The sequence below is a fragment of the Clostridium ljungdahlii genome, from assembly GCF_001636845.1.
GTDB classification, from domain to species: domain Bacteria; phylum Bacillota; class Clostridia; order Clostridiales; family Clostridiaceae; genus Clostridium_B; species Clostridium_B ljungdahlii_A.
In genome coordinates this window covers 1-13,454 of record NZ_LITT01000008.1, presented here as the reverse complement: position 1 = coordinate 13,454, position 13,454 = coordinate 1, and the positions used below count along the sequence as shown (strand labels likewise).

Below are 13,454 nucleotides of genomic sequence, written 5' to 3'. Positions count from 1 at the left end.
TTCTCTTTTAACCTTACATCTTCGTAAGATAGAAAACACATAAAATAAAAGTGAGGCTGTATATAAGTCTCACTTCTTTACTTACTTTTTTAAAATTAGTGCAACAAACTCTATATCTTCAGTTCCTGTGTTTTTAACTCCATGACCACTGCCATCTTCACAAAAAGTAACATCTCCTGCCTTAACAGGGATTTCATCTTTATTATCCTGATACATTCCCTTTCCTGACAAAAAGTAATATGTTTCAGTTTCATCATGATGCTCATGATATCCAATTTCGCAGCCTGGTTTCAAAGTAATCTTTGAAAATAATTTACAGTGTTCTCCTAAGTATTCAGAAGTTAACAAACTTTCTTTCAAAATATATCCACTTCCTCCATTGACATTATCTTTTCTAATAATTTCTCTCTTCTTATTATTAATCATTTTTTCATCCTCCATAAATTTTTTAGTATTAAAATATTTCTTAAGAATTGGCTTTTTTAAAATCAGTATTTTGAGGCGTACAATTTTCATTTATATGTTTCATTTCTAAGAATATAAAAATTCCAGTTATAAGGGCAGATAAAACATCTGCGATAGGCGGCGTCCTCCATACACCTTCAGTACCCCAAAAATGCGGCAATATTAGTAATAGAGGAATCAATACCAGCAGTTGTCTTGATAGGCCAAGAATCGTAGATTGAATTGGCTTTCCAACTGCTTGAAAATATTGAGAAGCAACAATTTGAAAACCTGCTACAGGAAACATAAAGAAAAAGACTGACATTGCATGGGCAGTTAGTTTATTCAATTTTACATTATTGTTAGAAAACATACCAGCAATTTGAGTTGGCCATAAGTGTACCACTGCAGTACTGAATATGGCAATTAGTATACCTACAATTATAGCCTTCTTCAAGGTTTCTTTTACTCTATCAAATTGTTGGGCACCATAATTAAAACCGATAATGGGTTGAGCCCCCTGACTAACACCAAGTATGGGCATAAACATTAAAGTAGCTATACTACCAACAATTCCCATAGCTGACAGTGCTATATCTCCGCCATAAGTCATTAATGATTTATTCAAAATAACATTTTGAAGACTGTTAGCCAATTGCATTGAAAAAGGTGCAAAACCAATGCACATAATACTAACGACCAAGTTTTTCTGCAATTTGAGATTTTTTATTCGTATTTTGAGGAAACTAGATTTCGATAGAAAATAACTTAAGACCCAAATAGCTGAAAATGTTTGGCCGCAAACTGTTGCCAGTGCAGATCCTTTAATTCCAATACCTAGCTTCATAACAAAAATATAATTAAGGACTATATTAATTGCCGTTCCAATTACTTGAGTGTACATAGACATTCTAGGATTACCCTCAGCTCTGATAAAATTAACCATTCCCATACTAAGAGACCCCACCCATGATGCTAGCATTACAATATGTGTAAATTCTTTGGCATAAGGCAGAACCTCGGTACTAGCTCCAAAAAAAGTCAAAATGGAATTACTAAAAAGAAAATAAATAATACTGATACACATTGGCAGTAAGATCAACAAAAATATAGCATTCCCCATAATCTTTTCAGCTTCCTCTGGTTTCCTTTCTCCCAAACGAATAGATATCAGTGATGTAGCACCAACACCAATTAACACAGATACTGCCATAAGAATAAGCATAAGTGGGAAAGCTACAGTTGCGGCTGCAATTGCAATTGAGCCAACCCCTCGTCCTACAAATATTCGATCAATAATATTATACAGAGAATTTATGAGCATGGCGATTACTGCTGGCCAGGAGAACTTCCACAACAAATTATTAATTTTCCCATATCTAAGTTCATTTATATTGTCCATTTCTAATTCACCTTCTTAATCTTTTTGCACGAATTATTCAATTATAGTTTTCACAGAAGAAAGATTTATCTTTACCGTTGTTCCAACACCAACCTTAGAGGTAATGGTTATTGTATGTGAAAGCTTATCTAATATCTTTTTACAAAGATAAAGCCCTATTCCCGTTGCCTTCTTATCGGCACGTCCATTATATCCAGTAAAACCTTTTTCAAATACCCTTGGCAAATCTTCCTCTGCAATACCTACTCCCGTATCTTCAATTACAAGCACCTTTCTAGAAACATCCTCCATGTATATTGATATTTTTCCGCTGCTTGTATACTTTAATGCATTCCATAGTATTTGTTCAATTACAAATACCAGCCACTTTTCATCTGTAAGTACAGTACAATCCATTTCTTTTAAATCAAGGGCTATATTTTTCCTAACAAATACATGTGCGTACTTTCTTATAACTTGTTTTATAATCTGAAGTAAACTATAATCTTTAAGCACCAGATCTGATGAGGCACTATCAATCTTCAGGTACCCCAGCACCATTTCAACATACTGCTCAATTTTAAAGGTCTGCTCTAGCAGTTCCTTGTTTTGTTCAGTATACTCGCTTTGCAGTATTAACCTCATTGCTGCAATTGGTGTTTTAATTTGATGTGCCCAGAGGGTATAATAATCTATCATTTCTGACTGTTTGATATCTGTTTTTGAAATTAGTTCCGTACTTTTCTTATAAAGTGTGTGCAAAATATTCTGATAGTCAGCTTCAATTAAATTATTAGCTGCTGGCAGTTTATCTAACCCTATATTTATCTTTTTTTCAATAATACACAGCTCGTTATGCTTTTTATAGCACTTAATAAAATCGTAAATAATAAAAAGAAGAGCTGCAATTGATGATAAAAAGAAGGCATACAAAACTGGCTCAAGCTGCAGTGAATATAATGAAAATACTACAGCAAAGATTCCAACAAAAATGCCGTACATTATTATTGCTTTTTTATGACCTTTAACATAACATAATAAAAGCTGTAAAAAAGATTTTTCTTTCATATTATTCCACCATATACCCAATGCCTTTTTTTGTTTTAATAAAATCACAAATGCCAGCATCTGAAAGTTTTTTTCTAAGACGGGTGACATTAACAGTTAAAGTATTATCATCTATATAGCTGTCACTTTCCCAAAGCCTTGTCATAATAGCATCTCTTGGAACTACTTTTTCAACATTCTCAAGCAAAATTTGAAGTATCTTAAATTCATTTTTTGTAAGTTCAATTTTTTTATTTTCATATTCGATAGCAGCACTGCTTAAATTTAGCACTACACCATTATGCTCAATTATATCCATCTTTCCGCCAAAGGAATATGTCCTTCTTAATAATGCCTGCACCTTTGCCACAAGAATATTTAAATCAAAAGGTTTAGAAATAAAATCATCACCACCCATATTTACGGCCATAATGATATTCATATTATCGGACATGGAAGAGATAAAAATAATAGGAACCTTTGATATCCTGCGAATTTCGCTGCACCAATGATATCCATTAAAGAATGGCAGGGATATATCTAAAAGTACAAGATGCGGCTCAAATTTAATGAATTCTGCAGTAATGTCTTTGAAATCAGTTATAAATTCAGTTTCATAATTCCATCCATCAAGACAATTTTTCATTGACTTTGCAATTGCCATATCGTCCTCAACAATTAAAATTTTATACATATCCTACTCCCGTTATTTTGGTAAATTTCCTTTTTTATTATACAATAAATCTCTATTCTTTTCATATTATTTCATCTGATTTAAATATCATATTATGAGACAACGTATTCCACCTTCCTGTAAAAAGAACATATCCTTTTTTAATACCTTAGGATTAGAGATATCCTTTAATAAAGCAATATTTTCCTCATCAAGAAAAATACCATTACTTTTTAAAAGGTTCACCCATAAAACATTATCTACACTTTCATTCATGTAAAAAACTCTCCTCTTTCAAATATTCATTTACTTAAAGCATAGCATAAACTCTAAAATTTACATAGAAGGTATAAAGCATTAAATTTCTGGAATATCTAAAATCATAATTATACACTAAAAACTTTATATTTACTTATTTACATGAATACCTTCATATAAAACTGGTATTGCTGCTGCTGTAAGGAGCATACCCATAAAAGCAGGCGAAGCATGTCCAAGTGCTACATATATTTGACCGCCAATGATAGGTCCAATCATTCTTGCTAAAGCTTGAATAGATTGGCTGCCCCCTTGAATCCTCCCTTGTTCACTAGAAGCAACAGATTTTGAAAGCATCCCATTGAACGAAGGACCAAATATGGAATCACCAAAACCAAATATAAACATTCCAGCAATAAAAATAGGATAAAATGAGGACAAAGCTGATGCTGCAATAAAACCGTAACCTATAATCTCCGAAGCCATTCCAAGAACTGCTATCTGTTTATCACTGAGTTTTATCAAAAGCTTTGGCATTATTAAGCTTTGTGAAATGATGTCTTGAAATCCCATAATTGAAAACATAAGTCCAATTATCGCGGGTTCCCAATTGAAGGTATCCATTATAAATTGTGAAAAAACTGCTTGTAAAGACCCGTTAGGTATCCAAAGTAAGAATGCTGATACAAGCAGTCTTTTTAAGTTTTTCATTGAAAGTATGTTTACAAGCTGTGTAAATGGATTTAGTCTTACAAAGGTAATCTCTTTCAGTCTATTATTCTTATCAAGACTCTCAGGCATAAAAAAGAATCCATAAACAACATTCAATATAGTTATTATTGCTCCAAAATACATTGGAACAGAATAACCAAACTTAGCAAGTAATCCACCTAAAGTTGGTCCAATAACAGTACCTACACCTACAACTGCACTTGCCCATCCAAAGTATTTGGTTCTCTGATCTGGAGGAATGATATCTGCAAAGTATGCTAAAATAGTGCTTATGTCACCACCTGTTACGCCATCTATTATACGTCCAACAAATAGTATCCATAATGCTCCTCCTATACCAAAAACTAAATACCCCACCGCTGAACCCAAAAGGCATATTAAGAGCACTGGACGACGACCATATTTGTCACTGAAAGCTCCAAGTACTGGAGCTGCAAAAAACACACAAACTGCATAAACAGAGGTAAGCAGCGTAACCGCTATAGCTTGATTTTCAGAATTGCTTATATAAGGTTTAACTAAGAATGGAATCACAGGTGCTGCGATAGTGAAGCCTAATCCACAAAGGAACATAGATATAATACCAAATATTAAAGCCTTTTTATCTATAGTCTGTTCTGTGTTCAATTCTTTATATGATCTAAATATTGACATTTAAATTCTCCCTTCAAAAGTTATATTTTTGTTTCCTTGGCAACATAAATATTCTATCATTTTATTGTTTCCTTGTCAACAATAAAGCAGAGCTGTATAAAATCACTGATATTCCAGCGTTTTCATACAGCTCTGCTTTAAGTTATTTTTTGATACAATCACACTATTCAAAATCATTTTGATTTTTTATATCTAGACCTTGTTTCTTTATTTCTGCATCCAAGTGACTACTATACTTTTTCATGAAGCTAAGCATCATATCTAATTGTTCCTCAGTTACCTGTTCAAACACGGCTTTATCCCTCTCTTGAAACTCTTTATGCAGTTCCTCATGTATTTTATAAGTTTCCTGTCCCTGTTTAGTAAGCCTAAAATAAATTTCTTTCTTATTATCTGGCTTCTGATAGCTTTCAATTGCCCCTTTTTTTATGAGCTTCTTAGTTATTTTACTTATAGCACCCCTAGTCATATAAAAGGCTTCAGCAAGTTTTGTTACGTTAGAATCTTCATTTTCTCCAATGTATTCTATGCAATGCACTTCAGAAGACGTATATTCTTTAAGACTAATTTCCATCTTAAACTTATTAAGTAAAACCATTTTATTATATACATCACTAAAACCCTTTATAATATGTTCCGCTTTATTCATATTCATGGTTTGTCCTCCCATCTGTTGACACATTAACAATATTATATTAAACTTTTGTTTCTATTTCAACAATATTGAAACTCATCTATTTTTCAAAACAATTTGTCATCTTAACTGTTAAAATTAGTTGCTCACGCAGATTTGGAAAGAACAACTTTTTATCGCAACTTTACTTCAAAAAAAGATGTGCTAGAATCTTATCTAAAAAATTTATTGCTTCACAATATTTTTAAAAGTGTTGACCCTAACATTATGTCATAGTGTAATATATAATCAAGGGTTAAAAATACTAATAAAACTCATGCCGGCAGAGTATTAGGCAGTATTAAAGCTCTAAAATCAAAATTTGAGGTGAAGTTATGAGAACAGTAAAACAGGTTTCGGATTTAACAGGAATAAGTGTGCGTATGCTGCACCACTACGATAAAATTGGATTATTAAAACCAACTAAATTGACAGAAGCAGGTTATAGGCTTTATGACGATGAAGCTCTTGAAACTCTGCAGCAGATTTTATTTTTTAAGGAACTTGATTTACCACTAAAGGAAATTAAAGAAATCCTAACAAGTCCTCACTTCGATAAGATGGAAGCACTAAAAAATCATAAGAAACTAATCATTTTAAAACGAGATAGATTAAATGGTTTGATAGAGCTTATAAATAAAACCTTAAAAGGAGCGAATACAATGAGTTTTAAAGAATTTGATATGAGTGAATATTATAATGTATTAGAAGAATTCAAGAAAGAAAATAAAGATAGAGTAATTAAAAGCTGGGGAAGTATAGATAAATTTGATGAAATGATTGAAACAATGAAAGCTAATGAATCTGAAATTGCTAAAAGTGCTATAAAGCAATATGGAAGTATTGAGAGATATATTGAAGCTGCAAAGAAAAACATCAACAATAGTGTTATGAAGAATATAGCAAAGCAATATGATAAGTTTAAAAAAGACTGCTTGGAAAATAATCATCCCAAATTAGGAGAACTATACAAAAAGCTTGTATCTGACCTAAGCAAAGATCCTTTTTCAAAGGAAATCCAGCAAATTGCTGAAGAAATAACAAATACAGCTAAAAAAGATTACGAAATTTTTAAAAGTGATAGAGGAGACGATCGGTGGTACTATATGTCAAAGAGTTATTTACTAAATCCTGAGTGGATAGAAGCCTTCGATAAGAAATATGGCAGCGGTGCATGTAAATTCATTGGAGAAGCTCTAAAATTTTATTTAAAAGATAATCAACCTAAATTGGAGAAACTATATGAAAAGCTTGCATCTGATTTAAGCAAAGATCCTTTTTCAAAAGAGATTCAAAAAATTGTTTCTGAAATTGCAGATACATACAAAAAACAGCATAAAGCTTTAAACGTGGATATGGGAGATAACTTTTTGGGAACTATGGCTGACCTTTATTCAAAACCCGCATATATCAAAGTCTTTGATGAGAAGCACAAAAGTGGTGCCTCTAAATTTATTGGAGAAGCCCTAAAATTTTATTCTGAAAATAGTAAGTAAATAATTAATCAAAAGGGTATGTGGGATATGTAGAAATATCCTGCATCCCCCTACCCATCTCAATATCAATTCATTTTTAACACATAATATACAATTTAGTACATTACTACTCACCAATCTTTTCTACTTTATTATTCTGTTTAACACAATTTTTTTCACATGAAGTATGACAACTGATCCAATTGTTAATATCATAAAAATTATCATTACTTTCTTTACTTGACAATAAAAAATAGCGGGACTATACTTAGTAAGTACTTACTAAGTAATAAATATTTACATTACAGGAGGATAAAATTGAAAAGTAATTCAAAATCAAGGATGAGCCGTGAAGAAAGAGCAGAACAAATTGTAAGCATTGGGAAAGAACTTATGTTAAAAAAAGGATATGGCTTTACTGCCAAAGATATTGCAAATGCTATTGGAATTAGTGAAACTATGATATACTGCATTTTCCCTAATAAGAAAAAAATAATTGAAGCTATATATTCTAAAATTTTTACTTCGATAGAAATTTTAGGAATTCCCAAAGAAGCAAGTGAGAATTATCGAACTGAACTTATAGATTATTTTATGTGCTTTTATAAAAATGTTACCGAAAGAAACATGTTAGAGTTTCATTATCTCTATGCTATGGATAAATCCGGAAACAGGCCAGATCTTTCTCTACTTGAAAAATCAGCTCCAAATTTAAATGGTCCTCTAGAAAATTATATAATTTCAGGTATAAATAAAGGTTATTTCAGAAAAGTTAATGCAGAATCTGCAGCAGAATTCATATATAGTGCTTTTTTCAATTTTGTTTTTTTTCATGAACTTTTTTTAAGAGAAAAACTTTCTGATGAAGAACTAAAGTGCAAAATTAGTACGTTTATAGACCTTTTCATAAATGGAATAAATAAAATTTAATTAGGAGATGTTTAATTTGAAAAAAATATTGTTTACACCAGGCATAGCCTCTATAGAAGCTTTGGGTAGTATAACCAGATTAATTGCTATAGCAGACGAAATTAAAAAAAAGCAGCAAGACTGCAGCATACTATTTAGAGCTGCAGGAAGAGAAGCTGACTATGCCGCAGCCTGTGAATATAAAGTTATACAGGGATATAAGCCACCTATACCAAAATTATGGCAGCAAAAAAATTGTAATACTGTTAATAAGTGCAGGAGCAATAACTCCAGATATGTACCAAAAAATAATTTTAGATACTTTCCTAGGTTCAGAATTCGATGTTATAGTTACAGCAGGAGGAAATCCTAGATTTAAGGCTAGTACGAACTCTAATACTGGAAATGTACACTTTATGAATATGGTTCCATCAGACAAAGTTCTAAAAATGGCAGACATTGCTATTCATCATGGTGGTCAAAATACAACAGTACAATGCATTGAAAATGAAGTACCTGCAATTATTTTTCCTGGAAAGCATTTTGAACGCTACTTTAATGCTGAGAAGGCTTCTGAAATAGGTTGTGCATTAAATCCTAGTATATATAATTTCAATAAGGAATTTCTTTTAAAAATGTGTACAAAAATTATTAAAGATAACACCTTTAAACAAAATCTTAAAATATATTCAGCTAAAATAAAAAGCTTGGGTGGTGCAGCTAAAGCAGCAGATTTTATATTAAATTATTAAATTCATATGATAATTTACTAGTATTTTAAATAAAATTCACTTCAAATCTGAGATCTAAGCACAATGGAAGTATATCTATTACAAAATTTCTTTTTAAGGTCAGAAAGCTTAAAAGGTATACCTCCTAAACTATTATTATTCATGTTCCATTCTGTAATCCTAGATTTATACATTTAATATCAGTTGAGTAGGTTTATATCCCTTAAGAATAAGTCCAATCATCTTCTCCTTTATTAAATCATAGCTATTAAAAATCACTTTAGCATTTTCTACATCATGGTAAACCTTCCAATAACCTATCATCTTACACTTTATACTAGGACAATCTACAAATGTTATTACATCTTCTATAGGGTACCCTAGAAATACGCCTATCTCGTGTGGGCATATTTTCTGAAACCTTTTTCTCAAATGGTATAAACATTGGTTAAGATCCATTTCATTTGTATATCCAAACCTATTTAGAAAATCTATATTTTTTTGACATTTTATACTTGTTTCCAACATTTTATCGTTATAGAATAATACTATTATATTTTTTTTATTCCTGCACAATTCAAAAAAACTAATCTTTAAATTTTCTTTTATTCTATCCTTATATTCTTCCCATATTAAATTTAGCTTTCTTCCATTATCACTAAATATAATGAGGGAGGCTATTTTTTGTCTTTTTAAAGTTGGAGCACAATGGCATATTATCACATACAATAAGTATTCAAAGTCATTATACTCATTAATTATATTAAAAAATTTATTTACTTGTTCTCTACTCATAAACAACCTCCCTTATATTTAAAAATTTTTATTTCTCTGCTAATGCCTCGCCTAATTTTTTGCATTTTTCTAGTCCATCATCATTTGGTTCTTCATTTATTATAAGGCTTTCTTCTACGAGATTTGCTCCGTACTCCTTCATCTGCCCTTCCCAGTTAGTCATCCAATCTCCACTACCCCAACCATATGAACCAAATAATGCAATATCTTTATCTTTAACATCCTGTAAAATGGATTCTATGAATGGTTCCATTTCGTTTTCTTCAAGCTGTTCATCGCCCATTGCCGGGCATCCAAAAGCAACAACATCTGCACCTGACACGTCTTCTAAACTTGCTTCGCTTACACCAACGAGTTTAACATCTGTATTTTCACTTTTGGCTCCTTCTTGTATTGCTTTTGCCATAATCTCAGTATTTCCTGTACCGCTCCAATAAATAATTGATATTTTTTTCATAACTTAATCCTCCTTGTAATTGATTTTATTTGTTGACTATCATTATCAATGTGAAAGCAATTTTTATTCCTACACTGCTGCTTTTCCCTTCTCCGTAAGTTTCCATAAATCTATACTTATATTGTCTTTACCACTGCAGCAACTTTTTTTCTTTTTTAAATCACAGCATCCACAATCACAACCTGATGAAGCATTCATATTATCTCGCTTTATATATCCAAGTCTTTCAAGCTGCGATATCATTTGTTCAACCATGCCTTCATCTATTCCAAGTTCTTTAGCCATAATTTTATTTGAATACAATCCTCCTTTTGAGAGTCTCTTCAAAATTTTCATAATCACAAAAATCATCCTTTCGTATTTCTTGATGATACTGACATTCATTCTCATCAAAAGTATAATCTAAACAAATCCCATCAATCTTCCTGCCTGATATACTATTACTGCACATATCCACCCAATTGCACAAGTATACCCTACTGCTGCCCATGCCCATTTACTTGAATTTGTTTCACCTTTTACTGCTCCTATAGTTGCAACACATGGTACATATAAAAGGCACATTACCATAAATGACATTGCTGTAAGCGGTGTAAAAGTATTTTGTATTGCATGGAAAAGATGTACTCCTTCGTCTACTCCATAAATTGTTCCAAAAGTACCAACAACAGCTTCTTTAGCTGCAAACCCTGTAATAAGTGCAACTCCTGCCTGCCATGTTCCAAAGCCTGCTGGTTTAAATATTGGTGCTATAATCGCTCCTAATCTTGCTAATATTGTTTTATCCTGCGCTGCACCTGCTGGTAAATTAGTAAGTACCCAAATAACTATACACACAATCAGAATAATAGTTCCTGCCTTCTTTAAGAAATGACTTGATTTTTCCCACATATGAATTAAAATTCCTTTAAGTGTTGGTATACGATAAGGAGGTAATTCCATAACAAAATATGAATTTTCACCTTTAAATACCTTTGAACTTAAAAATTTACCCATTAGTATTGCAACTGTAATACCTAAAGCATAAAGTATAAACACTATAAGTCCACCTTCGCTAAATATTCCTATTTTTTTGTTTGTAAAGAACGCTCCAATAAACAGTCCATAAATTTCAAGTCTTGCTGGACACGACATAAAAGGGCTTATTAAAATAGCTATCATTCTATCCTTTTTGTTTTCAAGAGTTCTTGCTGACATTATTCCTGCAACATTACAGCCTGATCCAATTATAAGTGACACTGCTGTTTTACCATGGAGCCCAACTGCATGCATAAGCCTGTCCATTACATAAGCAGCTCTTGCCATATATCCGCTGTCTTCCAGAAGGGATATCAAGAAAAACATTATCAAAATCATAGGAAAAAATCCAAGAACTGAACCAACACCACCAAAAATACCATCTCTAACAAAATCAGCCAAAAGTTCAGGTGCTCCTATATGCTGAAGTCCAAAATCCACACTAGCCCCAAGCTTACCTATACAGTTATTTACTAAATCCGCAAGCGATCCATTACCAAGTCCTATTGAAATCTGATAAACTCCAAACATTATAAGTGCAAATATAGGTATTCCAAGCCACTTATTAGTAATTACCTTATCTATTTTATCCGAAACAGTTTCTTTAACAACTGTATTTTTCTTTACACTATCTTTAACAACACTGCTTATCTTTTCATACCTTTTGTCAATTATAAAAGCATCCGGCTCATAGCCAATGGATTTAGTAATTTTTTCTATACTATTTTGAACCTGTTTCTTTACTGCATTTGTTTTTACTTTCTGTCCCACATATTTATTTATATATTCATCATTTTCAATAAGCTTCAATGCTGTCCAAGAAGATGGATATTCAAGAGCTGCAGCTGCTTCTGAAAAAGCAACTTCTATTTTTCCTGTTTCTCTTTCTATTTCAGAGCCATAATCAATTTTATATAAATTATACTCTTTTAAATCTCCGAGCTTAACAGCTTCACTTAATAATTCATTTATTCCCTGACCTTTAGTTGCTACTGTTGGAACTGCTGGTATTCCAATAGCACTGGACAATTTTTTTGCATCGATTTGTATATCTTTATTTTTAGCTTCATCCATCATATTAAGTGCTAAAACTACTTTAGCTCCAGTTTCAAGAATCTGCATCGTAAGATATAAATTTCTTTCAAGATTACAAGAATCTACTACATTAATAACCACATCTGGTTTTTCTTTAAGTATAAAATCACGGGCTACAACTTCATCCTCTGAATATGCCCCTAAACTATATGTTCCTGGCAAATCAACTATTGTTATATCTCTACCTTGAAATTTTAATTTTCCCTCCTTTTTTTCAACTGTAACACCCGGCCAATTCCCCACATGCTGTCTTGATCCTGTAAGTTCATTAAATAAACTAGTTTTACCACAGTTAGGATTGCCCGCTAAAGCAATAACCAAATTTTTATTCATCATCAAGCCTCCAATATATTAACTCTAAACTTCTCTAACCATAACTTTTTGTGCCATTGAACGTCCAAGTACAAGTCTGGTTTCACCAAGTTTTACTACTAAATGTCCTATGTCATTATTCATTATTTCAATTATAGTTCCCTTACTAAGTCCCATTTCCATAAGCTTCTTGCACATAATTTCACTTCCAACTACATCTTTTATTTCAGCGCTTCTCCCCATTGAAACAGCATTTAAAGGCATATTGCTTTCAATCATATGAATCACCTCCTAACAAATTTTTTATACTAGTTCTACTAAAATATCTTTTGCTTCATTTTTTCTTAAACTTAAGCTGTATCCTCTAACTTGAAGTTCTATCGGATCACCCATGGGTGCCTTTCCTGCCACAATAATTTCAGTTCCTCTTACAATACCCATGTCCATAATTTTTTTTCTTACTTTACTTTCAGGTAATATTTGAACTACCTTAACTCTTGATTTAATTTTAACTTCATTAAGTCCTATACTATTGGCCATAATATCACTCTCCTAAAAATAGTAAAATTTTATGTACAGTTTTATAATTGATATTGATAATCATAATCAACTATATTATATATACTAGTACTTACTTCTAAATATGTCAATAGCAGATTTGCTTATATATTCTATAATAAATGAGCAAATTTCATAACAAATTATGGAATTAAAGTAGACATTCATAACCATCTTATTGTATTATATTTCTGCTAGAAAACATAAACAAAGGATGAATATAAATGTCTACAGAAAATAATA

The 13,454-nt window shown here is 31.7% G+C and carries 17 protein-coding genes; 4 read left to right on the top strand and 13 right to left on the bottom strand.

Annotation, left to right across the window (positions count from 1 at the left end; genetic code table 11):
- Positions 1 to 81 precede the first annotated feature (81 nt).
- From WY13_RS04260 to WY13_RS04235, 7 genes are all read right to left on the bottom strand, one after another.
- Positions 82 to 426 (bottom strand): cupin domain-containing protein, encoded by a 345-nt coding sequence (locus tag WY13_RS04260; RefSeq protein ID WP_063554469.1) that lies wholly within the window; start codon positions 424 to 426, stop codon positions 82 to 84.
- Between the two features lie 40 nt (positions 427 to 466).
- Positions 467 to 1,846, bottom strand: a complete 1,380-nt coding sequence (locus tag WY13_RS04255) for an MATE family efflux transporter (protein ID WP_063554468.1) — start codon at positions 1,844 to 1,846, stop codon at positions 467 to 469.
- A 33-nt stretch (positions 1,847 to 1,879) separates the two neighbouring features.
- On the bottom strand, positions 1,880 to 2,893 hold the full coding sequence (locus WY13_RS04250) for a sensor histidine kinase (RefSeq protein ID WP_063554467.1): 1,014 nt from the start codon (positions 2,891 to 2,893) through the stop codon (positions 1,880 to 1,882).
- Between the two features lies 1 nt (position 2,894).
- Positions 2,895 to 3,566, bottom strand: a complete 672-nt coding sequence (locus WY13_RS04245; protein WP_063554466.1) for a response regulator transcription factor — start codon at positions 3,564 to 3,566, stop codon at positions 2,895 to 2,897.
- Between the two features lie 87 nt (positions 3,567 to 3,653).
- Entirely contained in the window at positions 3,654 to 3,821 is a 168-nt protein-coding gene (locus WY13_RS20340; RefSeq protein WP_242866324.1) for a hypothetical protein, read from the bottom strand.
- Between the two features lie 132 nt (positions 3,822 to 3,953).
- Positions 3,954 to 5,189 (bottom strand): MFS transporter, encoded by a 1,236-nt coding sequence (locus WY13_RS04240; protein WP_063554465.1) that lies wholly within the window; start codon positions 5,187 to 5,189, stop codon positions 3,954 to 3,956.
- A 163-nt stretch (positions 5,190 to 5,352) separates the two neighbouring features.
- Positions 5,353 to 5,838 (bottom strand): MarR family transcriptional regulator, encoded by a 486-nt coding sequence (locus tag WY13_RS04235; protein WP_063554514.1) that lies wholly within the window; start codon positions 5,836 to 5,838, stop codon positions 5,353 to 5,355.
- A gap of 359 nt (positions 5,839 to 6,197) precedes the next feature.
- Here WY13_RS04235 and WY13_RS04230 point away from each other — a divergent pair, with 359 nt between their 5' ends.
- The 4 genes from WY13_RS04230 to WY13_RS21650 all read left to right on the top strand — a co-directional run bounded on the left by WY13_RS04230 (position 6,198) and on the right by WY13_RS21650 (position 8,998).
- Positions 6,198 to 7,358 carry a MerR family transcriptional regulator gene (locus tag WY13_RS04230; protein WP_063554464.1) on the top strand — a complete coding sequence of 387 codons (1,161 nt, stop codon included), beginning with the start codon at positions 6,198 to 6,200 and terminating at the stop codon, positions 7,356 to 7,358.
- A 297-nt stretch (positions 7,359 to 7,655) separates the two neighbouring features.
- A complete protein-coding gene (locus WY13_RS04225) occupies positions 7,656 to 8,267 on the top strand; it encodes a TetR/AcrR family transcriptional regulator (RefSeq protein WP_063554463.1) in 612 nt (203 codons plus the stop codon).
- A 16-nt stretch (positions 8,268 to 8,283) separates the two neighbouring features.
- Positions 8,284 to 8,619, top strand: a complete 336-nt coding sequence (locus WY13_RS21655) for a hypothetical protein (RefSeq protein ID WP_242866323.1) — start codon at positions 8,284 to 8,286, stop codon at positions 8,617 to 8,619.
- Positions 8,543 to 8,998 carry a glycosyltransferase gene (locus WY13_RS21650; protein WP_242866322.1) on the top strand — a complete coding sequence of 152 codons (456 nt, stop codon included), beginning with the start codon at positions 8,543 to 8,545 and terminating at the stop codon, positions 8,996 to 8,998. Before WY13_RS21655 ends, WY13_RS21650 begins: the two co-directional genes overlap by 77 nt.
- A 165-nt stretch (positions 8,999 to 9,163) precedes the next feature.
- Here the strand turns inward: WY13_RS21650 and WY13_RS04215 are convergent, their stop codons facing one another.
- The 6 genes from WY13_RS04215 to WY13_RS04190 form a co-directional block, all read right to left on the bottom strand.
- Complete coding sequence (locus tag WY13_RS04215) at positions 9,164 to 9,772, bottom strand: DUF3793 family protein (RefSeq protein ID WP_063554462.1); 609 nt, start codon at positions 9,770 to 9,772, stop codon at positions 9,164 to 9,166.
- Between the two features lie 28 nt (positions 9,773 to 9,800).
- Positions 9,801 to 10,229 carry a flavodoxin gene (locus tag WY13_RS04210; protein ID WP_063554461.1) on the bottom strand — a complete coding sequence of 143 codons (429 nt, stop codon included), beginning with the start codon at positions 10,227 to 10,229 and terminating at the stop codon, positions 9,801 to 9,803.
- A gap of 69 nt (positions 10,230 to 10,298) precedes the next feature.
- Positions 10,299 to 10,565 (bottom strand): winged helix-turn-helix transcriptional regulator, encoded by a 267-nt coding sequence (locus WY13_RS04205; RefSeq protein WP_242866321.1) that lies wholly within the window; start codon positions 10,563 to 10,565, stop codon positions 10,299 to 10,301.
- 66 nt (positions 10,566 to 10,631) lie between these two features.
- Positions 10,632 to 12,677, bottom strand: coding sequence for a ferrous iron transport protein B (gene feoB, locus WY13_RS04200; protein ID WP_063554459.1), 2,046 nt, complete (start codon positions 12,675 to 12,677; stop codon positions 10,632 to 10,634).
- A gap of 21 nt (positions 12,678 to 12,698) precedes the next feature.
- Positions 12,699 to 12,932 carry a FeoA family protein gene (locus tag WY13_RS04195; protein WP_063554458.1) on the bottom strand — a complete coding sequence of 78 codons (234 nt, stop codon included), beginning with the start codon at positions 12,930 to 12,932 and terminating at the stop codon, positions 12,699 to 12,701.
- Positions 12,933 to 12,956: 24 nt separating this feature from the next.
- The gene (locus WY13_RS04190) at positions 12,957 to 13,193 is read right to left on the bottom strand and encodes a FeoA family protein (RefSeq protein WP_063554457.1); all 237 of its coding nucleotides are present in this window, start codon (positions 13,191 to 13,193) and stop codon (positions 12,957 to 12,959) included.
- Between the last annotated feature and the right edge of the window lie 261 nt (positions 13,194 to 13,454).